The sequence below is a fragment of the Pantoea stewartii genome (genome assembly GCF_011044475.1).
Classification (GTDB): Bacteria; Pseudomonadota; Gammaproteobacteria; order Enterobacterales; family Enterobacteriaceae; genus Pantoea; species Pantoea stewartii.
In genome coordinates this window covers 2,825,783-2,849,134 of the sequence record NZ_CP049115.1, presented here as the reverse complement: position 1 = coordinate 2,849,134, position 23,352 = coordinate 2,825,783, and the positions used below count along the sequence as shown (strand labels likewise).

The following is a 23,352-nucleotide window of genomic DNA, read 5'->3' as shown; positions in this document are numbered from 1 at the left end:
TTACACCCAACACCGGATCACCTGTCGCGGTGCAGAAGGGCATATTGTACCTTTTTTAAGGCGCGGGATCGCTGAAAAAGCGTTGCCGGCGATCTCCCCGGCGAGCGCCTGTTATGCAACTGTGGGGCGGACAGAGACTTGCGCGTTCACGGCCGGGTTTGCCACAGATAGCGCAGACCGGCCAGCCAACACAGGCTGTATCCCAGCAGCTCTATCCCTTCTTCGGCCATGTTTTTTACCCCGCGGTTGTAATGATCGGGCATCAGGTGTTGCCAGAGGGTGTTCATGCCAAACAGACGTGAGAAAACCAGCACAATCATCAGTCCGGTCGCCATCACGGGCCAACGGTTATGGTGCAGCAGGTTCGTCAGCGTACGGAGCGTCTGCCGGGGAGTACGTATGGCGACGGCGAAACTCGCCAGTGCGGTCGCCAGTGCAAACCACACCCAACTGCCGTGACGAACAAGATCGAAGAAGAAATCCAGCTCGCGGATAAGCATACAGCTGTAAAAACCGGCTATTAGGGTTAATCCACCGCACTGGTCGGGACGGTGTCGTGCGGCAATATAAAATGCGCCGGCGAGACTGACTAACAACAGTTCCTGTGTGGTTTCAGTAAAAGAGGCTTCGTGCAGCGCGTTATCCATCCACACCACATCCATATAGAGGGGGACAAGCATGAAGGTGATAAACAGGGAGGCAAAAAGGAATACCGTGATTTCACGGCCGATAAGAATGACTTCGTTACGCATGGAATGACCTGAAAATGACTATCGTGATCATTGTATTCGCCTGGCGTGGGGCTGCCTTCGCTTTCAATGCTTTACGGATGTGGTGGTGACTATGGAAGCCGCCTCGCATTTTGTCATGTGGCGGGTTCAAATGGTGGCAGTTTCCCTCTACCATCGGTCAACAAACTGGCGCTTTATAAAGGAATACCATGATGCAACGATGCGGCTGGGTTACGCAGGATCCCCTCTATCTGGCTTACCATGACAATGAGTGGGGCCGTGCGCAGAGAGATAAACTGGCGCTGTTTGAAATGCTGTGTCTGGAAGGTCAACAGGCCGGGTTATCCTGGATTACGGTGCTGAAAAAACGCGAGAATTACCGCGCGGCCTTTCACCAGTTTGATCCGCAGGCGGTGGCATTGATGAACGATCAGGACGTTGTCCAACTTATGCAAAACAGCGGCATCATTCGTCACCCGGGTAAAATTGCGGCGATTATTGCCAACGCCAGAGCGATGCTGGCGATGGAGGCGGAAGGGGAAGATTTTGCCCATTTCGTCTGGCAGTTCGTCGATAACCGGCCAATTGTTCACCACTATGCGGATTACAAACAGAGCCCGACCACCTCTTCGCAGGCTATAGCACTCTCTAAAGCATTAAAGACGCGTGGTTTTAAATTCATCGGTCCGACAATTTGCTACTCCTTTATGCAAGCCTGCGGCCTGATTAACGATCACCAAACCAACTGCTTTTGCCATCCTGATAACATTTAACACCGCTCCTTTACAAAATAAGACATTGTCTCAGGATTTCCCTCACTTTTACGCGGCATAATCAGGGCCAGTAAGGGGCCGGGGCGCCCCGATTAGAGAAACCCAAGGGACACATAATGCAGAAAAAATTGATTGCCATCTCGTTATTAATCAGCGGTAGCCTGGTGATATCCGGTTGTACCACGAATCCCTATACCGGCGAGTCGCAGGCCGGAAAATCCGGCGTGGGGGCGGGTCTTGGTGCATTAGTCGGCGCCGGTGTGGGCGTGCTTTCATCCTCGAAGAAAGATCGGGGTAAAGGGGCACTCATCGGTGCCGCCAGCGGCGCAGCCTTAGGCGGCGGTGTGGGGTATTACATGGATGTTCAGGAAGCAAAACTGCGCGATAAAATGAAGGGTACGGGCGTCAGTGTGACGCGCCAGGGCGACAATATTGTGTTGAATATGCCAAACAATGTGACCTTCGATTCCAGCAGCAGCAGTCTGAAGCCAGCCGGTGCCAATACCCTGACCGGCGTCGCAATGGTACTAAAAGAGTATCCGAAAACGGCCGTAAACGTGGTGGGGCATACGGATAGTACGGGGTCGCGCGCATTGAATATGCGCCTGTCACAACAGCGCGCAGAAAGCGTGGCCAGCGCCTTGATCGTACAGGGCGTGGCGGCTGACCGTCTGCATACGCAGGGTGTCGGCCCCGACAGCCCCATTGCGACCAACAGCACTGAAGCAGGCAAAGCCCAAAACCGCCGGGTTGAAATTACGCTGAGCCCGTTAAATTGATCATTTCGCCCCCTGTCACTGGGGGCGAAAGACATGCTACTGTCAGTTATTCGACAATTTTTAGACAATAAACTCGGTAAGGTTTCCAGTTGGTGCCTGTACACAGTGCCAGTTAACGCTTTATGCCAGCATGGTTCAAATTGAACAATGGATAACGCATCATGTCACTTAAAGCCATTGCGTCAGTCCTGGGGCTCTCCGTAACCACCGTGAGTCGCGCCCTGAATGGGTATGAGGATGTAGCAAAACACACGCGTCAGCGCGTGGAAGAAGAAGCCCAGCGACGTGGCTACCGTCCTAATGTAGCTGCCCGGCGTTTAAAAACCGGACGCGCTAACGCGGTCGGCGTCGTCTACCCGATGAGCGCCCCGCCCCTCAGCGATATCCATTTCAATAAGATATTACTGGCGCTGGACCAGCGTCTTTCCCACTATGATATCGACCTGCTGTTGCTGACGGACAAACCCTGTGACGGACAGCGTTCACTGATGCGTATGCTACGCAGTCGCGTGGTCGATGCGCTAATCATCACGCACACCTTGCCGCAGGACGAACGCCTGCGCTGCTTACAGCAGAAGGGCTTTAATTTTCTCTCGCTGGGGCGCACTGATGCACAGCAAAATCATGCCTGGTTTGATGTCGATAACGCCGCAGGTTCCGCGCTGGCGGTAAAACACTGCCTGACCCAGGGCATGCAGCGCATCGCCTTTCTCGGGGGAAACGAACGCTGTACGTTTGTTCGCGATCGCCGTCAGGGCTACCTGAACGCCCTGGATTCCGTACCACCTTATGCCACTGCGGCGGTTGCTCCCTCGCGCCGCGCAGGGTATCAACAAGTCTCCGCCTGGCTGGCTGAAGGGCTACAACCTCAGGCCATTATTACCGATAGCAGTACGCTGGCCGAAGGCGCGTTAATGGCGCTTCAGCAGGCAGGACGACTGCAGGGTGAGGATGCCGTCACTTTGATAGCCTGGGATGGACTCCCGGTTGACGCCATCATTGATTTTCCGGTTATTGCGATTCGTCAGGCCAGTGAGCAGGAGAGAGGCGAACAGCTTGCGACCATGGTGATGCAGTTACTGGACGGCGCACCGCTGGCCCGGCTACAGGTCTTGTGGCAACCCAGTCTGCAACTGCCCGCACAGCGCTAACGTGTTTGTCATGCCGGACGCCTGTGGTAGTCTCGCGGCATGCGTAATTTGCGGAATATTCTATGAAAATCAGGCCTTCTCGCGCCACTATTAGCGATGTTGCCCGCGCGGCAAAAACCGGGAAAACCAGCGTCTCGCGTTATCTTAACGGCGAACAGCATCTGCTTTCTCCCGACTTAAAAGCGCGCATTGAACAGGCAATTAGCGATCTTAACTATCGGCCAAGCCAGATGGCGCGCGGGCTTAAACGGGGGCGAACCCGGCTAATCGGGTTAATCATTGCCGATATCACCAATCCCTATTCCGTGGACGTTATGTGCGGCATTGAAGCGGCCTGTCGTGCCTGCGGCTTTACATTGCTTATGTGTAACACCAACAATGAAGTCGATCTTGAACAGCATTATTTGCAGTTGCTGAGTAGCTATCAGGTTGAAGGCATTGTCGTTAACGCGGTAGGTATGCATGAAAAGGTACTGAGCCGGCTGCAGCAATCTTTGCTGCCGATGGTGCTGATTGACCGAAAAATCCCCGATTTTCCCTGTGATGTGGTGGGCCTGAATAATGCTGAAGCGGCAGAAACGGCCACCGATCACTTAATTGATAACGGTTATGAGGCGCTGCTGTTTTTGAGTGAACCCTTAGGCAGCGTGAATACCCGTCGTGAGCGCCTGCAGGCGTTTCGCCAGCGTCTGGCTGCGCATCCGGCCATCCTCCATGAAAATGCAGAAGTCTCGCTGCATCAGCCCGATGTGATGGATACCGTCTTGCATGACTTCTGTCAGCGTCATGCAGACAGGCGTTGCGCAGTTATGGTGGCAAACGGTGCGCTGACCTTACAGGTGGCCCGTTCCCTTCAGCGTCTAAATTTGCACTGGGGAAGCGACATGGGTTTATTGGGGTTTGATGAGCTGGAGTGGGCGGCGCTGGCAGGTGTCGGGATTACCACGCTTAAACAGCCCACCTGGCAGATTGGCTACCATGCGCTGGAGCGCCTGATTTCGCGTATCGAAGGCCACGATCATCCTCCCTGTGAGCAGGTTTTCTCGGGTGAGCTGATTGTCCGGGGATCAAGCCAGCGTCTCCGCTAATTTTCAGATTGTTCCCTTCACTTACGTGCTCGCTTCGTGAGCACGATCATAATTCCGCATTTTGCTACTTTGCTTTGGAACCGGTTCCATTTAACGTTTTTATAACGTTAATACCGATTTTCCCCTCAGGAGTCCGCAATGGAGCCCGAAATTATCGTCGTCACGGCGGCTTATGGACATCAACAGATTGCTGCGCTGGGCGGACAAAGGGCGCTCTTACCGATCATTCAGCAGGCTGGTGCGGACGGTGTGGAAATCCGTCGCGAATTGTTCGATGACACGACTTTCGATGACCTGCCCGCGCTGGCGCTGGCCATTGATCAGCACCGGCTGCGCGCCAGCTATTCTGTACCCGATACCTTGTTCAGTGAGGACGGTAAGCTGAACCCTTTGCTGACGCGTTATTTTACCGAAGCTCGTCAACTAAACGCGCAGAGACTAAAGGTGGCGCTGGGCAATTTTACGGGGGCTCTGTACAGCGAAACACTGCGCATGCTGATTGCGGAATATGGCGTGCCGCTGACCGTGGAAAATGACCAGACAGTGCACGGCAAACTGCAACCGATGCTGCGCTTTTTTAACGCTGCCCGTGAGGCGGCATTGCCGATTGGCATGACTTTCGATATGGGGAACTGGCACTGGACAGGCGAAAACCCGGAGCAGGCTGCAGTCCTGTTGACCGACCAGGTGGGTTACGTGCACGTCAAAGCAGCGGTGCCGCAGGGGAAAAGCTATCGCGCTATTGCGCTCGACGATGCCGGACCGGGCTGGCAAGACCTGTTGCATCGGCTACCGGCGAGAGCCCCTCGCGGTATTGAATTTCCGCTGAAAGGCGACAATCTGATTGCGGTTACGCGCCATTATGTGACGCTGCTGCGTAATGTCTGAGGAGTAAAAATGACGACTCATCCTAACGGTACGCTTGATGTCATCACGATCGGCGAAGCCATGGCCATGTTTGTCGCCCGCGAAACGGGTGATTTGGCTGCAGTAGAAACATTTATCAAACGCGCCGCAGGTGCAGAACTGAATGTCGCCATCGGTCTGGCACGCCTCGGGCTGAAAGTGGGCTGGGTGAGTCGTATTGGACAGGACGCGTTTGGTCGTTTTATTTGTCAGGTGCTGGATAAAGAAAATATCGACCATCGTCAGGTGACCGTCGATCCACGCTATCCCACGGGCTTTCAGCTTAAATCTAAAGTGGATGATGGTTCCGATCCGCTCGTGGAATATTTCCGCAAAGGCTCCGCTGCCAGTCATCTGTCACCCGAGGATTTTGACCACGATTATTTTGGCTCTGCACGCCATTTGCATCTGAGCGGCGTGGCGGCAGCAATATCAGACAGTTCGCTTGAGCTGACCAGGCATGCTGCGAAAGAGATGCGGGCACGGGGTAAAACAATTTCCTTTGATCCTAATCTGCGTCCGGTGCTGTGGCGCAGCGAAGAGGAAATGCGTAAGCAGCTCAATCTGTTAGCGGAATACGCAGACTGGGTACTGCCCGGTGAAAAAGAGGGTTACATCTTAACCGGCTATCGCCAACCGCAGGATATTGCCGATTTTTATCTCGATAAAGGGGTAAAAGCGGTGGTGATTAAAACCGGCGGCGAGGGCGCCTGGTATAAGACAGCCGGGGGTGAGCAGGGCCAGGTGGCGGCAATCAAAGTTGATCAGGTTGTGGACACGGTCGGGGCCGGAGATGGGTTTGCCGTGGGAGTCATAAGTGCATTGCTGGAAGGGAAACCACTGATAGAGGCGATTCGCCGGGGGAACAAAATTGGTTCACTGGCGATTCAGGTGAGTGGTGACAGCGAAGGTTTGCCGACGCGTCAGCAGTTAGGTGATGTGTAGCCCGGCCCGCAAACAGAAACAGAGGAGTTCCCGATGAAAACGCAGATTATCGCGCCTAAACGCTGGTGGTTCATTATGCCCATCGTGTTTATCACCTACAGTCTTGCCTATCTGGATCGGGCAAATTTTAGCTTCGCATCCGCCGCTGGCATCAATGACGATCTGGGCATTACCAAAGGAATGTCTTCCCTGCTGGGTGCGTTGTTCTTTCTGGGGTATTTCTTTTTTCAAATCCCTGGGGCGATCTATGCGGAGCGCCGCAGTGTAAAAAAACTGATCTTCTGGTGCCTGCTGTTGTGGGGCGGCTGTGCTTCACTCACCGGCGTTGTCAGCAACATCCCTGTGCTGGCGGCGATTCGCTTTGTGCTGGGGGTTGTCGAGGCTGCGGTAATGCCTGCTATGCTGATTTACATCAGTAACTGGTTTACAAAATCTGAGCGCTCGCGGGCAAACACCTTTTTAATTCTCGGTAATCCCGTCACGGTCCTGTGGATGTCCGTGGTTTCAGGGTATCTGATAGAAGCGTTTGGCTGGCGGGAAATGTTTATCTTCGAAGGCATTCCTGCGGTGATCTGGGCCATTGCCTGGTGGTTTATGGTACAGGATAAGCCTGCGCAAGCGCGCTGGATGAGCGATGCAGAAAAAGCCGCGCTACAGGCCGCGCTGCAAAAAGAGCAAGAAAGCATCAAAGCGGTGCGCAACTACGGCGAAGCCTTTCGCAATCGTAACGTGATCATTCTCTGTATGCAGTACTTTGCCTGGAGTATTGGCGTTTACGGTTTTGTCCTGTGGCTGCCTTCAATTTTGCGCAACGGTACACAAATGGGCATGGTGGAAGCGGGCTGGTTATCGGCTGTGCCTTATCTGGCAGCCACGATTGCGATGGTGGTGGTGTCCTGGGCATCGGACAAAACGCAAAACCGTAAACTGTTTGTCTGGCCACTGTTGCTGGTGGGTGCCTTCGCCTTCCTCGGTTCGTACATGGTAGGTTCGGGCAATTTTTGGCTGTCTTATACATTGTTAGTCGTCGCCGGTGCCGCGATGTACGCGCCTTATGGCCCGTTCTTTGCCATTATTCCGGAAATGCTGCCCCGCAATGTTTCCGGCGGCGCAATGGCGCTTATCAACAGTATGGGGGCGTTGGGCTCGTTTATCGGCTCCTGGATTGTGGGTTATCTGAACGGGGCAACCGGCAGTCCTTCGGCCTCCTATATTTTTATGGGTGGCGCACTACTGCTGTCCGTGGTCCTGACGCTTATCGTCAAACCCGCACAAAATAAGGCGCCTCCGCTACAAGGCGCGAAACCGGCCTGAAAGCGTAAGCGTTAGCATTTTCTCCGGGCGACCTTTGTGTTGCCCGTCATTTATTTACAGGAAGCTATCTGATGAAACCCGCCGTCATTCTTTATAAAAAATTGCCTGACGATCTCCGTGCGCGTCTCGCAGACTATGCCACGATCACCGAAATCAACGATTTATCACCCGAAAGCCAGCAGCAACATGCGCAGGCACTGCAACAGGCCGAAGGAATGCTGGGATCGGGCGGAAAAGTCAACGGCGAGTTGCTGGCCAAAATGCCCGCACTGCGCGCCTGTTCCAGCGTTTCTGTCGGCTATGACAACTTTGATGTGGATGCCCTGAATCAGCGAGGGGTCGTGCTGATGCACACGCCAACGGTACTGACGGAAACGGTGGCCGACACCATCATGGCGCTGGTTCTCAGTACGGCAAGACGTATACCGGAGCTGGATGCCTGGGTGAAAGCTGGCAACTGGCAAAAAAGTATTGGTCCGGACCGGTTTGGCATGGATGTGCACCATAAGACGATGGGAATTCTTGGTATGGGACGCATCGGTATGGCGCTGGCCCAGCGTGCGCACTTCGGATTCGGCATGAGCATTCTCTACAATGCGCGCCGTCAGCACGACCAGGCCGAATCGCAGTTTGCAGCCCGCCGGTGTGAGCTGGAAACGCTGCTCAAAGAAAGCGATTTCGTTTGCATCAGCCTGCCGCTTACCGAAGAAACGCATCATTTAATTGGCGCAGAACAGCTGGCGATGATGAAGCCCAGTGCGGTGCTGATCAACGCGGGCCGTGGGCCAGTGGTAGATGAAAATGCCCTGATTACCGCGCTACAAGAGGGCACGATCCACGCCGCCGGGCTGGATGTTTTCGAAAAAGAGCCGCTGCCGACTGACTCGCCGCTGCTGTCGTTACCGAATGTTGTTACGTTGCCGCACATTGGCTCTGCAACCCACGAAACCCGCTATGGGATGATGCAGGACGCGGTAGAAAATCTTATTGCCGCCCTGAGCGGCAAGGTTGAAAAGAACTGCGTGAATCCTCAGGTGCTGAAGTAATCCTGCGGCTGCCCATTGCGCCCGCCGGGAGCGGGCGTTATGGTGGTTATCCCATTCTTTATTACAAATTTTTAACCGCTATGGCTTTTTCTCAGTTCGGCGACAAGTTTACTCAACATTCCGGCATCTCACGTCTGATGGAAGACATGGGCGCAGGCCTGCGTACGCCCGGCACGATCATGCTTGGCGGCGGCAACCCCGCACAGATCCCGGCAATGAACGATTATTTTCAGCAGTTGCTGCAGCAGATGCACGACGAGGGCAAACTGAGTGAGGCCTTATGCAATTACGATGGTCCACGCGGTAAAGCCGTGCTGCTGGATGCCCTGGCGGCAATGCTACGTGAGCAGTGCGGTTGGTCTGTCACTGCGCAAAATATCGCGCTGACTAACGGCAGTCAGAGCGCATTTTTTTATCTCTTCAACCTGTTCGCGGGGCGGCGCAGTGACGGCAGTAAAAAACGGGTGCTGTTTCCTCTGGCTCCAGAGTACCTGGGGTACGCTGATGCGGGCCTGGATGAAGACCTCTTTATTTCTGCCAGGCCCAACATAGAGTTATTACCGGAAGGGCAGTTCAAGTATCACGTCGATTTTGAACATCTCCCCATGAATGACGATGTGGGGCTGATTTGCGTATCGCGCCCGACCAATCCAACCGGCAATGTCATTACAGATGACGAACTTCTGCAACTGGATGCGCTGGCGCAGCAGCATGAGGTGCCGTTACTTATCGACAACGCTTATGGTGTGCCATTTCCCGGCATTATTTTTAGTGATGTGCGGCCGCTGTGGAACCCCAATATCATTCTCTGCATGAGTTTATCCAAACTCGGTCTGCCAGGCGCACGTTGCGGGATTATCATCGCCGATGAGAGCACGATTACCGCGATCGGTAACATGAACGGCATCATCAGCCTGGCACCGGGCAGTATTGGCCCGGCCATTGCCAGCGAAATGATTCAACGTGGCGATCTGCTGCGCTTGTCTGAAGAAGTGATTAAACCTTTTTATCAGCACAAGGTGATGCAAACGATCACCCTTATTCGCCGCTACTTATCGGCGGAACGCTGTCTGATCCATAAACCGGAGGGGGCAATTTTTCTCTGGCTGTGGTTCCGGGATTTACCGATCAGTACGGAGTTGCTGTACCAGCGGCTTAAAGCTCGGGGCGTGCTGATGGTGCCGGGCCACTTTTTCTTTCCGGGTCTGGAGCATGACTGGCCGCACACGCACCAGTGCATGCGCATGAATTATGTACCGGATGCGGAAAACATTGAGCGCGCCATACAGACTCTGGCTGAAGAAGTGGAGATCGCCTGGCGCGACAGTTAAATCTACAGACCCGATCGGGCAACAAGGCGTCGTCTCTATCCGGCCGGCCTTGATGAAGCGCAACGCTGCCTTAACCCGATCGCAAAGGCATTTTGCATTATTAACAGACGTGATGCGTATATGGCCGTGCGGGCCAGCGCGGGCAAAAGGAGAGTGCGGTGTCGGGAAAAGACTGGCTGTTAGCCCTGTGTGTAGTGATTGCGTGGGGCGTGAACTTCGTTGTCATAAAACTGGGTCTGCATAACATGCCTCCCTTTTTGCTGGCGGGATTGCGTTTTGCACTGGTTGCCTTTCCTGCCCTTTTACTGGTGCGCCGTCCTGCTGTGCCAGTAAAGTGGCTTTTACTTTACGGCATGACCATCAGTTTTGGGCAGTTTGCGTTTCTGTTTTTGGCCATCAAACTGGGTATGCCTGCAGGCCTTGCTTCGCTGATATTACAGGCGCAGGCGTTCTTTACGCTGCTGCTTGGGGCGCTGTTTCTGGCCGAAAAGCTGCGCTGGAATCACATTGCGGGCATGCTGATTGCCACCTCAGGCATTTTTTTATTAGCCACCTCCGGCATGGCTGGCCAGAGCGCCGCCGGCATAACATTGACCACTATGATGCTTATGCTGGCGGCGGCGTTTTCCTGGGGACTGGGGAATATCACCAATAAAATCATCACCCGGCATTATCCCGTACCGGTTATGTCGCTGGTGGTCTGGAGCGCGCTGGTGCCCGTCGTTCCTTTCTTTGCCTGTTCGCTGCTGTTTGAAGGCCGGTCGGCAATCATTACCAGTCTGACGCACATTGATCTACAGACGGTGATGGCGCTGATTTACCTGGCCTTTGTGGCGACCATTATGGGTTACGGCATCTGGAGTACGTTGCTTGGCCGTTATGAAACCTGGCGTGTGGCACCGCTTTCCCTGCTGGTGCCTGTTGTTGGGATTGTTTCGGCAGCCCTGGTGCTGGGGGAAACCTTATCACGCCAGCAGATTGTGGGTGCTGTAATCATCATTGTCGGGCTGCTGGTCAATATGTTTGGTGGCGTGATTGGTCAGCGCTGGCTCAGGCAGCCGCAACATTAGCGCTTACCACTCGCCAAACTGACGTGCCCGACGTAACTACCCTTTCGTAAATGCCTGTGCATGCGCGCGTTTTCGGGCTGGCTTTGGCAGCCCGCTCGCAGAATAAAACCTCCGCTTGGACAGCAATGCGGATGCATGGAAGTATCCGCATTGCCAGGGCGGCCAGACATCTCTTTTCACTCATCACGACTTTCGCCCGTGTGCTTTATAACCGGGCCAGCAATGATGAAGAAGAAAAACGCAACGCCAACACCACATGATGCAACCTTTCGTCAGTTTCTCACCCAACCTGACATTGCCCGCGATTTCATGGAAATTCATCTTCCCGCCGATCTGCGCGCGATTTGCGACTTACGGACGTTAAAACTGGCGTCCGGTTCCTTTGTTGAAGCGGATCTCCGGCAGTATTTCAGTGATGTGCTGTATAGTCTCAAAACGACAGCGGGTGAGGGCTATATGTACGTCCTGATCGAACATCAGTCTTCACCTGACAGGCATATGGCGTTCAGGCTTCTTCGCTACGCGGTCGCGGCCATGCAGCGCCACCTGGATGCCGGCTATAAAACGCTGCCGCTGGTGATACCGGTGCTGTTTTATATGGGTAAACGCAGACCCTATCCTTATTCCACCTGCTGGCTGGATGGTTTTACGCATCCGGCACTGGCTCGCAGGCTCTACAGTACTTGCTTCCCTCTGGTTGATATTACGGTAATGCCTGACGATGAGATTGTGGAACATCGCAGCATGGCGGCACTGACGCTGCTGCAAAAGCACATCCATCAGCGCGATCTCGCAAATCTGATGGACAGACTTGTCCCTGTGCTGCTGTCCGGTTATCTTTCGTCATCACAGATTGTATCGTTGGTGCACTACATTGTGCAGGCGGGTGAAACCCCAGACGTCGAGGCTTTTATTCAGGAACTGGCCCTGCGGGTGCCGCAACACGGAGACACGCTTATGACCATTGCACAGCAGCTTGAACAAAAAGGTATGCAGAAGGGCTTTGAGAAGGGTATTCAGACCGGGCGGCATGAAGGCCGTAATGAAGGTAAACGCGAGGTTGCGCGCACTATGCTGCAGCATGGCCTGGACAGAACAACCGTAATGAAAATGACCGGGTTGAGTGAAGCAGATCTGGCACAGCTTCAGCATTGATCTGAACCTGCAAAAGAAGGCGCGGGACAGGTGAAGCCCTGCGTTTGTCAACGCGACCTGATGCTTTTCGTTTTCTTACCATCAGGCCATCACTGATCGCTTCGCCGCATCCGCATCAATCTGCTTGTCGCGGTCATAAAAAAACGGCCACAACCTGTATGCTGTGACCGTTCTCATGTTTACTCAGCCGTCACGGCCGCTTTATTTTAAAATTTCAATCCGGCGTGGTTTCGCTTCTTCAGGAATCAAACGCTCAAGATCGATGCTCAGCAGACCATTTTCCAGGCGCGCGTCGCGCACGACGATATGGTCAGCCAGCTGGAATTTACGCTCGAAATTACGCTCGGCGATGCCCTGATAGAGATATTTACGTTCTGTCTGCTCTTCCGGATGCGCACCACGCACGATGAGCACGTTGTCGTGGGCCGTAATATCCAGTTCACTCTGAGCAAAACCGGCTACCGCGATAGTGATGCGGTAATGATTCTCATCAACAAGTTCAACATTGTAAGGGGGATAACCACCGTTGCTCTGATTTTGATTGGACTCAAGCAGGTTGAACAGGCGATCAAATCCGATGGCAGAGCGATAAAGGGGAGACAGATCAAAGTTACGCATAAAAAGACTCCTGAATGTCAGCAAGTTTTGGCAACCTTCCACTATTGGACAGGTTGTGCAGGACCGCATTGCCCCTTTCGGCGGCAGCCTTAACGACCCTGTTTAGAAAATGGGTGCAGACGCCAGGCTTTCAAGACCCGATGCGTGATTTTTTTCGCCAAACTGGCGAAATGGCATACACTCAAGGGTAAATTGCCGGACCAGAACGGACTTCATGACTGAGAGGGTACGCTGGTGCGCTCACGCAATCAGGTGCCAGAATCGAAGGGACGACATATGAAAATGATGAAAAGGTTACCGTTGGCTGGCGTGATGTGTTGCGCAGTCGCTTCCGGTGGATGTTCCAGCGTCATGACGCATACCGGTGCAAGTCAGGGCTACTATCCGGGCACACGTGCCAGTGCCGACATTCTGACGGACAGTCAGGCCAGCTGGGCGCTAAAGCCCCTGGCGCTGGTTGATCTGCCTTTTTCTGCCGTCATGGATACGCTGTTACTGCCCTGGGATTACTATCGCAGCGACAAGGATAAAGCCCTGGATTCGCCGCGCGCCCGCGTGCTTCAGAGTGAAAAGCTGGCCCACACCGAGGAAAATCTGGCGCATGCTCAGCCCATGCCCGCTATGCAACCGTCACAGTAAACAGGTGCTGCCAGCCCTCTTTTTCCCGCATAAAAGCGATCTTTTTTCCATCCGGTGACCAGACCACCGCATCCCCGGACGGTGCCGACCCGGTGCGGGCGGTTAAGCGTTCGCACTCTCCCGTTTGCCAGTGACACAGCATCACGCTGTTGTCGCAAATAAAGGCAATGGTTTCACCACGAGGATGCCAGCTAAATGCAGACTGAATGCTGTGGTTCAGCCGCGTTATCTGGCGCGGTTCACCGCCGTTAGGCGATACCGACCATAATTGAATCACCTGCTGGCTGTCCGCCATCAAAAAGGCGATAGCGCTGCCATCGGGTGAGCTACGTAACCAGTGGCGAGGTTGCTGCGCCAGTCCCTTGCTATAGGTTAACCGTCGCTGTTGAACCCCCGCTGGTGGCGCGGGTAGATGGTGGCTGTCCCCTTCCAGCGGTGAGTGGCCGGGTTTGGCATAGGCTTCCAGTGCCTCTGGCAAATCGACGACAAATACCTCGGGATGCTTGTCTCCTGCCGCGGAAAGCGTGTCGCCAATAAAGGCGATGGCCCAGCGTTGACGGCTGCCGTCCGGATTTTCATAGCCCTGATGACCAATCCAGCACTCTTCATAGGCCCGATTGATTTGATCGCTGCCCGGCTGTGGGTGCGCTGTCGTTTCACTGACTACTACACAAAAATGGCTGCCATCATATTCGCGCGGATGCTGTTTTTCTGGTTTCACTGCTTTTAACGGGACGGCAATGCCGACATTGCGCAGATCAAGACTGATATCCAGCTCGTGCATCACGTGATCGTTATAGGTGAAGCTGAGGCGCGAGCCATCCGGACTAAAAACATGGACGTGAGAACCGCCGCGCAAAGCACCTGGCGTAAAGGGCGGCGTGATATCGCATGCATCCAGACTGGCGGCCTGACCCGCTTCAATGATCACGCCGCGGCGATGATGAAAGTCATAATGCCAGTTGTCGTCAGGATGCTCTGGCCCATGAATACAGACATAGCGCTCGGGTAAGGTGGGACAAACCGTCACCACGCCAACATGGGCGCCCGCCGTTGCCTCATACAGCACTTCCACTTCGCCGGTATTCACATTAACGCGTTCAATTGTCTTACCGGTGAACGACGCGCCGGAAGGCCGCACATCAAAGGCCAGCCACTGGCTGTCGGGCGTCCAGACGTTGATGTTGGTCAGTTGATGATGACGAGGAGCAAAAGTAATCTGTTTTTCAGGCATGAAAGCACTCGTGAGCAGGCGCGTTATTTGACAGTTGCAGTGATGTTATGGGTAAAACCGTGCAGATGACTGACCTGTCTGCGCGGTTTTACCCATAAAAGAAACCGATTAAAGCACCCATTTTTCAATGGCGTGCGCAACCCCATCTTCCATATTGGTTTTGGTCACAAACTGGGCTATTTTTTTCACAGAATCAATCGCATTGCCCATCGCGACGCCGGTCCCTGCGTATTCAATCATCGCCAGATCATTTTCCTGATCGCCTATCGCCATGACCTCTTCCGCTTGCAAACCCAGTTTCTCCGCCAGCATTTTTACGCCATAACCTTTGTTTACCCGACGGTCGAGAATTTCCAGATAGTAGGGCGCGCTTTTCAAAATGGTATACGTCTGGTGCGCATGCTCAGGCAGTCTGGCGATGGCCGCATCAAGCAGAGCGGGTTTATCAATCATCATGAGTTTTGGAAAACGCGTTGCCGGATCCATTTCTTCAACGGCCCGATAACGTACCGGGATGCCGGTCAGGCTGGCTTCATGAATCGTAAATTCGCTGATATCTTTATTTGGCGTATACAGGTGTGATTTATCAAACGCCTGAAAATGCACGCCCAGTTCTCTGGCCAGCTTCTCAACATACATGTAATCGTCAAAGCCCAGCGTCACATCGGCGACGACTTCACCATCTTCAGCCCGATGAACAAGCGCGCCATTATTACTGATGCAGTACTGACCTGGCGTATGGAGATCAAGTTCCATTAAATAACGCTCAATGCCAACATAAGGTCGGCCGGTCGCCAACACGATGGAAACCCCTTTTTCCCGGGCGCGGTTCAGTGCCGATTTTACGCCTGCGGTGATCTCGTGCTGCGGATTCAGCAGCGTGCCATCCATATCAATTGCGATCAGTTTAATAGCCATAGCATCCTCATTGTGTCGGGTTTGCAGCAATGCTAGCGCGATTCAGCTCACATTGACCAGTTTATCGGCGCTTTTCAGCACGCGTGAACCATAACGTGTCACGTTTGGGTCCACGATGATCTGGCAAAAAAAAACCCTTCACGAGGAAGGGTTTTATATCTTTTTGTGCGATTAGATATCGATGTTAGCGGCTTTCAGCGCATTCTCTTCGATGAAGGCGCGGCGTGGTTCAACGGCATCCCCCATCAGGGTTGTAAACAGCTGGTCGGCGGCGATCGCATCTTTAATGGTGACACGTAGCATGCGACGGCTGTCTGGGTCCATTGTCGTTTCCCACAACTGATCCGGGTTCATCTCACCCAGACCTTTATAGCGCTGTACAGACAGACCACGACGGGATTCTTTCACCAGCCACTCAATCGCCTGTTCGAAGCTGGATACCGGTTGACGGCGCTCACCGCGCTCGATGTAAGCATCCTCTTCCAGCAGGCCGCGCAGTTTGCCACCCAGGGCGCAAATTTTGCGATATTCCGGCCCCATAATAAACTCGCTGTCCAGAGGATAATCCGTGTCCACGCCATGGGTCCGTACGCGTAAAACAGGCTCAAACTGATTCAGCTCACGATTTTCACGTACGTGTGCCACATAGGTGCTGCCGTGCGCTTCACGTTCAGTCAGATAGCTCACCAGTCCGTTAATCCAGGCGTTAACGGCCGCTTCATTACTCAGATCGCTCAGCGTGTCGTGATAGACCAGCGCACGTAACATCGCCAGTGGAAAACGGCGCTCCATACGTTTGATCATCTTCTGCGTGCTGTTAAAGTCCGCGACCAGAGATTCAAGCGGCTCACCACCTAATGCCGGTGCGCTGGCATTGGTGTGCAGCGTCGTTCCGTCGAGGGCGATAGCGATCTGATACTGATCCATCGCCTCATCGTCTTTAATATACTGTTCCTGCTTGCCTTTTTTCACTTTATACAGCGGCGGCTGAGCAATGTAGACGTGACCACGCTCAATAATTTCTGGCATCTGACGATAGAAAAAGGTCAACAGCAGTGTACGAATGTGCGAGCCGTCGACGTCCGCATCGGTCATGATGATGATGCTGTGATAGCGCAGTTTATCCGGGTTATATTCGTCGCGGCCAATGCCGCAGCCCAGCGCGGTAATCAGCGTAGCCACTTCCTGAGACGCCAGCATCTTATCGAAACGCGCCTTCTCAACGTTAAGGATTTTCCCTTTCAGCGGCAGAATAGCCTGGTTTTTACGGTTACGGCCTTGCTTGGCAGAACCGCCCGCGGAGTCACCCTCCACCAGGTAGATTTCAGACAGAGCCGGATCGCGCTCCTGACAGTCCGCCAGCTTGCCCGGCAGGCCAGCCAGATCCAGCGCACCTTTGCGGCGTGTCATTTCACGGGCACGGCGCGCGGCTTCACGGGCGCGGGCGGCATCAATGATTTTGCCGACAACGATTTTTGCATCGCCCGGATTTTCCAGCAGATATTCCGCCAGCAGTTCATTCATCTGCTGCTCAACGGCCGATTTCACTTCAGAAGACACCAGCTTGTCTTTGGTCTGTGAAGAGAATTTTGGATCCGGCACTTTCACCGACACCACGGCAATCAGGCCCTCACGCGCGTCATCACCGGTGGCGCTGACTTTGGCCTTCTTGCTGTATCCCTCTTTATCCATGTAGGCATTCAGGGTACGCGTCATCGCGGCGCGGAAACCGGCAAGGTGCGTACCGCCGTCGCGCTGAGGAATGTTGTTAGTGAAGCAGTAGATGTTTTCCTGGAAGCCGTCGTTCCACTGCAGAGCTACTTCCACGCCAATGCCGTCTTTTTCGGTCGAGAAATAGAATACGGTCGGATGGATAGGCGTTTTGTTCTTGTTCAGGTACTCGACAAACGCTTTGATCCCGCCTTCGTAGTGGAAATGGTCGTTTTTGCCGTCACGTTTGTCTTCCAGACGAATGGAAACACCGGAGTTCAGGAAAGAGAGCTCACGCAGGCGCTTCGCCAGGATGTCGTATTCGAAGTCGGTCACGTTGGTGAACGTGTCATGGCTTGGCCAGAAACGGATACGGGTACCGGTCGCGTCGGTATCGCCTGTCACCGCCAGCGGCGCTTCGGGCACGCCATGCAGATAAATCTGCTGGTGTACTTTGCCTTCGCGACGAATGGTCAGCTCCAGCTTCTGTGACAGGGCGTTAACCACAGACACGCCCACGCCGTGCAGGCCGCCCGAGACTTTATACGAGTTATCGTCGAACTTACCGCCAGCGTGCAGCACGGTCATGATCACTTCTGCCGCGGACACGCCTTCTTCTTCGTGGATACCGGTTGGAATACCGCGTCCGTCATCCTGTACGGAAACCGAGTTGTCCGCATGGATGGTGACAACGATATCTTTACAGTGACCGGCGAGCGCTTCGTCGATTGCGTTATCCACGACCTCGAATACCATGTGATGCAGACCGGTTCCGTCATCGGTATCGCCGATGTACATGCCCGGGCGTTTGCGTACCGCATCAAGCCCTTTCAGAACTTTGATACTTGAAGAGTCATAAGAATTCGACATCAACGTTTCTCGCTCATTTAATCTTTAGGTTGAACCGCTATTTTACCCTGTTCCACGCGGAACATCTTGCCCTTTTCGTCAGTCATGTCGATTACATGCTCGGACGAGATGGCGCTGACAAAGACCTGAGCCTGAGTCGCCTTCAGTCGTTCCGCCAGCAGGCGGCGGCGACTGTCGTCCAGTTCAGAGGCAAAGTCATCAATGAGGTAAACACAACGGCGTCCGCTCTGGTTAGTCAGGAACTCGCCCTGCGCCAGACGCAATGCACACATCAGCAGTTTAAGCTGCCCGCGTGAGAGTAAATCTTCCACCGGCGTACCTTCGGCACGAATACGAAAGTCCGCTTTATGCGGGCCGCTGGCGGTGTAGGTTAAGGCCCGATCGCGTTCAAAGTTGCGTTCAAGCAGTTCGGCATAATCGCTCTCTTTGTCCCAGCCGCGCTGGAACGAAAAACGCAGATCAAATTCGGGTAAAAACTGCCCGCAGGTGGTTACGATCTCGGCTGAGATCGCGTCACTGTACTCGGCGCGCCACTGGCTAATCTGTTCGGCCAGCGGCACCAGTTCTTGATCCCAGGGACGAACCTGACTGTAGCGCGTGACCTGACGCAATGCCGCATTGCGCTGTTTGAGCAGGCGCCGCAGGTTGCTCCAGGCATTAAAAAAACCCGGCGTATTGTGAAAGCAGCCCCAGTCTACATAGGCTCTGCGATATTTAGGACCGCCATTAAGTAGGGTAAAACCCTCTGGCGTGATCAACTGCATCGGCAGTAACTGCGCCAGCTCGGCCACTTTATGTCCGTCGCTGCCGTCAATGCGGACTTTGCTCTCCCCGGCGCGATTTTTACTGAGCCCGACGGAGAACTCGCGCTCCTGGCCTTCCAGCCGGCCATGCAGCACAAAGGCGGCCTGATCGTGCCGAATTACCCGTCCCGCCTGCAAACTGCGAAACGCACGTCCGTGGCCCAGCGTATAGATCGCCTCAAGCACGCTGGTTTTGCCGCTACCGTTCGCGCCCACCAGAAAATTAAATCCCGGCGCTAACGCCAAGTCAGCCTGTTCAATATTGCGAAAATCTTTTATTAGCAGGCGGGTTAAAGCCATGAATCAATCCAGCGTGAAGGGCAAAAGTCAGGATGAAAGGGATTGTGCCTTTGAAAAACAAGCCGCTCGGGTCACGGACAATACCGTCCGAAACCCGAATGGCGAGCAGGCCAGCGTACGATGGCCTACAGGCGCATAGGCATGACGACATAGGCCGCCGCCGGGCTGACGACATCTTCAATCTGCACACTCGACACAGAATCCGTCAGCAGCAAACGGACGTTCTCGCACTTCAGCGCATTCAGCACGTCCAGCACGTAACTCACGTTGAACCCAATTTCCAGCTCGCTGCCGTTATAGCTGACATCCAGCATCTCTTCCGCTTCTTCCTGTTCAGGGTTATTCGCGGTAATTTTTAGCTGATTTTCGGTGATATGCAGACGAACGCCACGGAATTTCTCATTCGACAGAATCGCAGCACGGGCAAACGCCTGTTTCAGCAGATCGCAACCGGCTTCCAGCACCTTATCCGGATTCTTGGGCAACACACGACGATAATCCGGGAAGCGACCATCCACCAGCTTAGAGGTGAAGATATAGTCGCCCACATGTGCACGGATATTACTGCTGCCAATCTGTACCTGAAGCGGCGTATCGCCGCCATCCAGCAGACGCAACAGCTCGATAACCCCTTTACGCGGCACGATGACCGAATGGCTGGGCAGCGCCTGGCCAACGGGCATGGAACAGACGGCCAGACGGTGACCATCGGTGGCGACCGTACGCAGTTCTTCGCCTTCGGTCTCAAACATCATGCCATTCAGGTAGTAACGCACGTCCTGATGCGCCATGGAAAACTGCGTAGCTTCAATAAGCCGTTTTAACGTTGCCTGCGGCAGCGTGAATTCCACCTCGCTCTGCCAGTCATCCAGGTTGGGGAAGTCGCTGGCGGGCAAGGTCGAAAGCGAGAAACGGCTGCGGCCAGAGCGCACCAACATCCGTTCGCCTTCCAGTGTGACGTTGATCTCTGCGCCTTCCGGCAGGCCGCGGCAAATATCGAGAAATTTGCGTGCCGGCACGGTGGTTGCGCCAGGCTCGTGCGCCTGAGTAAGCGCCACTCGCGCCACCATTTCCATTTCCAAATCGGTGCCGGTCAGCAACAGCGATCCGTCATTCACCTGCATCAGCAGGTTGCCAAGGATCGGCAGCGTCGGACGACCACCAAGGGGACCGCTGACTTGTTGCAGCGGCTTTAGCAACTGTTCACGTTCAACAATAAATTTCATAGCGTCACGAAGATAATGTTCTGATGAGATTAGAGAAATCTTCTTTGATGTCGTGGCTTTCTTCACGCAACTGCTCAATCTTGCGGCAGGCATGAAGCACCGTGGTATGGTCGCGACCGCCAAAAGCATCGCCAATTTCCGGCAAACTGTGGTTGGTCAGCTCTTTCGCCATCGCCATCGCCATTTGACGCGGACGCGCGACTGAGCGCGAACGGCGCTTAGAGAGCAAATCCGCGACTTTAATTTTGTAGTACTCCGCAACGGTCTTCTGAATATTATCAATAGTGACCAGTTTTTCCTGCAGGGCCAGCAGATCCCGCAATGCTTCGCGAACGAAATCGATCGTAATCGCCCGACCGGTAAAGTTAGCGTTCGCAATCACCCGGTTCAGTGCCCCTTCCAGCTCACGCACGTTCGAACGTAAACGCTTGGCAATAAAGAAGGCCACTTCGCCCGGCAAACGAATGTCGTTTTCGTCCGCCTTTTTCATCAGGATCGCAACGCGGGTTTCCAGTTCAGGCGGTTCGATCGCCACGGTCAGGCCCCAGCCAAACCGTGACTTCAGTCGATCTTCAACCCCGTTGATCTCTTTGGGGTAACGATCCGACGTCAAAATGATCTGTTGATTGCCTTCCAGCAGGGCATTGAAGGTGTGAAAAAATTCTTCCTGCGAACGCTCTTTATTGGCAAAAAACTGAATGTCATCGATCAACAGCGCATCAACCGAGCGGTAGTAACGCTTAAACTCTTCAATCGCGTTATTTTGCAGCGCTTTTACCATGTCCTGCACAAAGCGCTCGGAATGCATGTAAACCACTTTCGCATTTGGCTTACGCGCAATGATGCCATTACCCACGGCGTGCAGCAGGTGAGTTTTGCCGAGGCCAGTACCGCCATAAAGGAACAACGGATTGTAGGCACCGCCAGGGTTATCGGCCACCTGGCGTGCCGCCGCGCGCGCCAGTTGGTTAGATTTACCTTCAACAAAGTTGTCGAAGTTATGGCGATTGTTAACATTGGACCGATAGGTCACATCCGCAGGAGCAGGCACGTTGTCCCAGCTCGGACGTAAAATCTGTGTCGGTGCCGGACGGCTTGGCACAGGCTCCGCCGGCGCACTGACGCTGGCCATCGCGGGCTGGCTGACCGCTGCGGCGTGTTGAACCGGACGCGTGCCCACCTCAAAACGCAACAGCGGGACATTGGCACCGCAGAATTCGTTCAGCAATGCGTTGATGCTGTTTAGGTATTTATCCCGAACCCAGTCGAGTACGAAGCGGTTAGGAGCATACAAGGCAAGCGTATTGTCGTTTAATTCAGCCTGCAGTGGACGGATCCACATGCTGAATTCGGTGGCAGGAAGCTCATCCTGCAAACGGGCAAGACACTGTTGCCAAAGCGTAAGTGACACGGCGGACTCCACTCGTACAAATTCGATAAGAAAAAGTAGGCACTAATCTAAGAAACGTTCATTTTTGACACAGACGAAAGAAAGCGCCTGCGACCGCTATCAGCGGTTTTCCACCCCGCAACCATCGGAGGATCGCCAGAGGAAGGGCGGATCATAGCGCAAAGCGCGACAGAGATCTTCCCTTTCTACACAGTTTTTCTCCTTTTTATCCACAGGGCATGAACGCGGGTAAAAGTCTACGCCTGCGGCAGAAAAAACCACCTAGGATCGTGCTGAATGATCCAAATTTTCGGACGGCTTCTCGTTTTTGACGTGTGGCAGGCGAATTTGATCGCAATAAGATCCTGCGCGATCCTTGCGCTTTAACGCAGACCCCGTATAATTCTCCCCCCGGCGTTGTCGCGTAAAGCTCAATGCCCGGACTCAGCGGGCTGTATCCGGGTTTTCTGGCGCCGCGACAAGCGAAGTAAATTGACTCGGGACTGTACAATTATTACAATCCCGCCTCTTTATTAAAGACACATTGAGGCGTCGGTCTGTTTGTTGGCCCGAAAACGCGTCACCCAGTGAAAATTTTCAAGTTTAGGTAGAAATCGCCATGAAACGCACTTTTCAACCGTCCGTACTGAAGCGCAACCGTTCACACGGCTTCCGTGCTCGTATGGCTACTAAAAATGGTCGTCAGGTTCTGGCACGTCGTCGTGCTAAAGGCCGCGCTCGTCTGACCGTTTCTAAGTAATAAAGCTAACCCTGATGGGTAAGCTCGCATTTCCCAGGGAGTTACGTTTGTTAACTCCCACTCATTTCACTTTCGTCTTTCAGCAGCCACAACGGGCTGGCACGCCGCAAATTACTATTCTCGGCCGCCTTAACGCGCTGGGGTATCCCCGCATCGGTCTTACCGTCGCGAAAAAACATGTGAAACGCGCTCACGAACGTAACCGGATCAAGCGATTGACCCGCGAAAGCTTTCGTCTGCGTCAACATGAATTGCCGTCGATGGACTTTGTGGTGGTCGCGAAAAAGGGTGTTGCCGATCTCGATAACCGTATGTTGGCGGAAGCGTTGGAGAAATTATGGCGTCGTCACTGTCGCCTGGCGCGCGGTTCCTGATCGTCCTGATACGCGTATATCAACGCGGTATCAGTCCATTGCTGGGGCCACACTGTCGGTTTCATCCGACCTGCTCTCAATACGGAATTGAGGCCTTACGCAGGTTTGGCGTGATAAAAGGCAGTTGGTTGACTTTAAAACGCGTATTAAAATGCCACCCTTTGAACCCGGGTGGTGACGATCCTGTGCCGCCAAAAACCTTTGATACCAGAGAACATTAA

23 protein-coding genes are annotated in these 23,352 nt (G+C 54.0%); 15 read left to right on the top strand and 8 right to left on the bottom strand.

Annotated features, from left to right (window positions below; translation table 11 throughout):
- Positions 1 to 146: 146 nt before the first annotated feature.
- On the bottom strand, positions 147 to 752 hold the full coding sequence (locus G5574_RS13565) for a hypothetical protein (RefSeq protein ID WP_164482746.1): 606 nt from the start codon (positions 750 to 752) through the stop codon (positions 147 to 149).
- 191 nt (positions 753 to 943) lie between these two features.
- On the opposite strand from G5574_RS13565, the gene G5574_RS13560 reads away from it, so the two are divergent.
- The 11 genes from G5574_RS13560 to G5574_RS13510 all read left to right on the top strand — a co-directional run bounded on the left by G5574_RS13560 (position 944) and on the right by G5574_RS13510 (position 12,289).
- On the top strand, positions 944 to 1,504 hold the full coding sequence (locus tag G5574_RS13560; protein WP_164483237.1) for a DNA-3-methyladenine glycosylase I: 561 nt from the start codon (positions 944 to 946) through the stop codon (positions 1,502 to 1,504).
- Positions 1,505 to 1,620: 116 nt separating this feature from the next.
- Positions 1,621 to 2,283 (top strand): OmpA family lipoprotein, encoded by a 663-nt coding sequence (locus tag G5574_RS13555; RefSeq protein ID WP_006121355.1) that lies wholly within the window; start codon positions 1,621 to 1,623, stop codon positions 2,281 to 2,283.
- A 161-nt stretch (positions 2,284 to 2,444) separates the two neighbouring features.
- Positions 2,445 to 3,434, top strand: a complete 990-nt coding sequence (locus tag G5574_RS13550) for a LacI family DNA-binding transcriptional regulator (RefSeq protein ID WP_033737280.1) — start codon at positions 2,445 to 2,447, stop codon at positions 3,432 to 3,434.
- A 62-nt stretch (positions 3,435 to 3,496) separates the two neighbouring features.
- Complete coding sequence (locus G5574_RS13545) at positions 3,497 to 4,522, top strand: LacI family DNA-binding transcriptional regulator (RefSeq protein WP_039339170.1); 1,026 nt, start codon at positions 3,497 to 3,499, stop codon at positions 4,520 to 4,522.
- Positions 4,523 to 4,660: 138 nt separating this feature from the next.
- Complete coding sequence (locus G5574_RS13540; protein WP_164482745.1) at positions 4,661 to 5,410, top strand: sugar phosphate isomerase/epimerase family protein; 750 nt, start codon at positions 4,661 to 4,663, stop codon at positions 5,408 to 5,410.
- A gap of 9 nt (positions 5,411 to 5,419) precedes the next feature.
- Positions 5,420 to 6,373: a sugar kinase gene (locus tag G5574_RS13535; protein WP_039339171.1), complete on the top strand. Its 954-nt coding sequence runs from the start codon at positions 5,420 to 5,422 to the stop codon at positions 6,371 to 6,373.
- A 33-nt stretch (positions 6,374 to 6,406) separates the two neighbouring features.
- Positions 6,407 to 7,687, top strand: coding sequence for an MFS transporter (locus G5574_RS13530; protein WP_039339172.1), 1,281 nt, complete (start codon positions 6,407 to 6,409; stop codon positions 7,685 to 7,687).
- A 71-nt stretch (positions 7,688 to 7,758) separates the two neighbouring features.
- A complete protein-coding gene (gene ghrB / locus G5574_RS13525; protein ID WP_039339173.1) occupies positions 7,759 to 8,733 on the top strand; it encodes a glyoxylate/hydroxypyruvate reductase GhrB in 975 nt (324 codons plus the stop codon).
- 80 nt (positions 8,734 to 8,813) lie between these two features.
- Positions 8,814 to 10,064 (top strand): valine--pyruvate transaminase, encoded by a 1,251-nt coding sequence (locus G5574_RS13520; protein ID WP_164482744.1) that lies wholly within the window; start codon positions 8,814 to 8,816, stop codon positions 10,062 to 10,064.
- 158 nt (positions 10,065 to 10,222) lie between these two features.
- Positions 10,223 to 11,134 (top strand): EamA family transporter, encoded by a 912-nt coding sequence (locus G5574_RS13515; protein ID WP_164482743.1) that lies wholly within the window; start codon positions 10,223 to 10,225, stop codon positions 11,132 to 11,134.
- 225 nt (positions 11,135 to 11,359) lie between these two features.
- Positions 11,360 to 12,289: an Rpn family recombination-promoting nuclease/putative transposase gene (locus G5574_RS13510; protein WP_164483236.1), complete on the top strand. Its 930-nt coding sequence runs from the start codon at positions 11,360 to 11,362 to the stop codon at positions 12,287 to 12,289.
- 201 nt (positions 12,290 to 12,490) lie between these two features.
- Here G5574_RS13510 and ibpA read toward each other — a convergent pair whose 3' ends face one another.
- Positions 12,491 to 12,907 (bottom strand): small heat shock chaperone IbpA, encoded by a 417-nt coding sequence (gene ibpA, locus G5574_RS13505; RefSeq protein WP_006121371.1) that lies wholly within the window; start codon positions 12,905 to 12,907, stop codon positions 12,491 to 12,493.
- A gap of 276 nt (positions 12,908 to 13,183) precedes the next feature.
- On the opposite strand from ibpA, the gene G5574_RS13500 reads away from it, so the two are divergent.
- Positions 13,184 to 13,546, top strand: coding sequence for a YceK/YidQ family lipoprotein (locus tag G5574_RS13500; protein ID WP_006121372.1), 363 nt, complete (start codon positions 13,184 to 13,186; stop codon positions 13,544 to 13,546).
- On the opposite strand, the gene G5574_RS13495 is transcribed toward G5574_RS13500, so the two are convergent.
- The 6 genes from G5574_RS13495 to dnaA form a co-directional block, all read right to left on the bottom strand.
- On the bottom strand, positions 13,527 to 14,780 hold the full coding sequence (locus tag G5574_RS13495; protein ID WP_164482742.1) for a YidR family protein: 1,254 nt from the start codon (positions 14,778 to 14,780) through the stop codon (positions 13,527 to 13,529). The genes G5574_RS13500 and G5574_RS13495 overlap by 20 nt on opposite strands.
- A 108-nt stretch (positions 14,781 to 14,888) precedes the next feature.
- Positions 14,889 to 15,698: a sugar-phosphatase gene (gene yidA, locus G5574_RS13490; RefSeq protein ID WP_006121374.1), complete on the bottom strand. Its 810-nt coding sequence runs from the start codon at positions 15,696 to 15,698 to the stop codon at positions 14,889 to 14,891.
- A gap of 171 nt (positions 15,699 to 15,869) precedes the next feature.
- On the bottom strand, positions 15,870 to 18,278 hold the full coding sequence (gene gyrB, locus G5574_RS13485) for a DNA topoisomerase (ATP-hydrolyzing) subunit B (RefSeq protein ID WP_006121375.1): 2,409 nt from the start codon (positions 18,276 to 18,278) through the stop codon (positions 15,870 to 15,872).
- Between the two features lie 17 nt (positions 18,279 to 18,295).
- Positions 18,296 to 19,381 (bottom strand): DNA replication/repair protein RecF, encoded by a 1,086-nt coding sequence (gene recF / locus G5574_RS13480; protein ID WP_006121376.1) that lies wholly within the window; start codon positions 19,379 to 19,381, stop codon positions 18,296 to 18,298.
- Positions 19,382 to 19,506: 125 nt separating this feature from the next.
- Positions 19,507 to 20,607 (bottom strand): DNA polymerase III subunit beta, encoded by a 1,101-nt coding sequence (gene dnaN, locus G5574_RS13475; RefSeq protein ID WP_006121377.1) that lies wholly within the window; start codon positions 20,605 to 20,607, stop codon positions 19,507 to 19,509.
- Positions 20,608 to 20,611: 4 nt separating this feature from the next.
- Entirely contained in the window at positions 20,612 to 22,018 is a 1,407-nt protein-coding gene (gene dnaA / locus G5574_RS13470; protein WP_006121378.1) for a chromosomal replication initiator protein DnaA, read from the bottom strand.
- A 598-nt stretch (positions 22,019 to 22,616) separates the two neighbouring features.
- Between dnaA and rpmH the strand changes: the two genes are divergently transcribed.
- Genes rpmH through yidD form a run of 3 tightly spaced genes read left to right on the top strand, consistent with a single transcriptional unit; the run spans position 22,617 to position 23,352 of the window.
- On the top strand, positions 22,617 to 22,757 hold the full coding sequence (rpmH, locus tag G5574_RS13465) for a 50S ribosomal protein L34 (protein WP_000831330.1): 141 nt from the start codon (positions 22,617 to 22,619) through the stop codon (positions 22,755 to 22,757).
- A gap of 14 nt (positions 22,758 to 22,771) precedes the next feature.
- The gene (rnpA, locus tag G5574_RS13460; protein ID WP_013023999.1) at positions 22,772 to 23,131 is read left to right on the top strand and encodes a ribonuclease P protein component; all 360 of its coding nucleotides are present in this window, start codon (positions 22,772 to 22,774) and stop codon (positions 23,129 to 23,131) included.
- Entirely contained in the window at positions 23,095 to 23,352 is a 258-nt protein-coding gene (gene yidD / locus G5574_RS13455; RefSeq protein ID WP_006121380.1) for a membrane protein insertion efficiency factor YidD, read from the top strand. The genes rnpA and yidD overlap by 37 nt, the downstream gene beginning before the upstream one ends.

Coding starts and splice junctions, on each gene's coding strand:
- G5574_RS13565 (WP_164482746.1), bottom strand. CDS start 752: ATGCGTAACGAAGTCATTCTTATCGGCCGTGAAATCACGGTATTCCTT.
- G5574_RS13560 (WP_164483237.1), top strand. CDS start 944: ATGCAACGATGCGGCTGGGTTACGCAGGATCCCCTCTATCTGGCTTAC.
- G5574_RS13555 (WP_006121355.1), top strand. CDS start 1,621: ATGCAGAAAAAATTGATTGCCATCTCGTTATTAATCAGCGGTAGCCTG.
- G5574_RS13550 (WP_033737280.1), top strand. CDS start 2,445: ATGTCACTTAAAGCCATTGCGTCAGTCCTGGGGCTCTCCGTAACCACC.
- G5574_RS13545 (WP_039339170.1), top strand. CDS start 3,497: ATGAAAATCAGGCCTTCTCGCGCCACTATTAGCGATGTTGCCCGCGCG.
- G5574_RS13540 (WP_164482745.1), top strand. CDS start 4,661: ATGGAGCCCGAAATTATCGTCGTCACGGCGGCTTATGGACATCAACAG.
- G5574_RS13535 (WP_039339171.1), top strand. CDS start 5,420: ATGACGACTCATCCTAACGGTACGCTTGATGTCATCACGATCGGCGAA.
- G5574_RS13530 (WP_039339172.1), top strand. CDS start 6,407: ATGAAAACGCAGATTATCGCGCCTAAACGCTGGTGGTTCATTATGCCC.
- ghrB (WP_039339173.1), top strand. CDS start 7,759: ATGAAACCCGCCGTCATTCTTTATAAAAAATTGCCTGACGATCTCCGT.
- G5574_RS13520 (WP_164482744.1), top strand. CDS start 8,814: ATGGCTTTTTCTCAGTTCGGCGACAAGTTTACTCAACATTCCGGCATC.
- G5574_RS13510 (WP_164483236.1), top strand. CDS start 11,360: ATGAAGAAGAAAAACGCAACGCCAACACCACATGATGCAACCTTTCGT.
- ibpA (WP_006121371.1), bottom strand. CDS start 12,907: ATGCGTAACTTTGATCTGTCTCCCCTTTATCGCTCTGCCATCGGATTT.
- G5574_RS13500 (WP_006121372.1), top strand. CDS start 13,184: ATGAAAATGATGAAAAGGTTACCGTTGGCTGGCGTGATGTGTTGCGCA.
- G5574_RS13495 (WP_164482742.1), bottom strand. CDS start 14,780: ATGCCTGAAAAACAGATTACTTTTGCTCCTCGTCATCATCAACTGACC.
- yidA (WP_006121374.1), bottom strand. CDS start 15,698: ATGGCTATTAAACTGATCGCAATTGATATGGATGGCACGCTGCTGAAT.
- gyrB (WP_006121375.1), bottom strand. CDS start 18,278: ATGTCGAATTCTTATGACTCTTCAAGTATCAAAGTTCTGAAAGGGCTT.
- recF (WP_006121376.1), bottom strand. CDS start 19,381: ATGGCTTTAACCCGCCTGCTAATAAAAGATTTTCGCAATATTGAACAG.
- dnaN (WP_006121377.1), bottom strand. CDS start 20,607: ATGAAATTTATTGTTGAACGTGAACAGTTGCTAAAGCCGCTGCAACAA.
- rpmH (WP_000831330.1), top strand. CDS start 22,617: ATGAAACGCACTTTTCAACCGTCCGTACTGAAGCGCAACCGTTCACAC.
- rnpA (WP_013023999.1), top strand. CDS start 22,772: ATGGGTAAGCTCGCATTTCCCAGGGAGTTACGTTTGTTAACTCCCACT.
- yidD (WP_006121380.1), top strand. CDS start 23,095: ATGGCGTCGTCACTGTCGCCTGGCGCGCGGTTCCTGATCGTCCTGATA.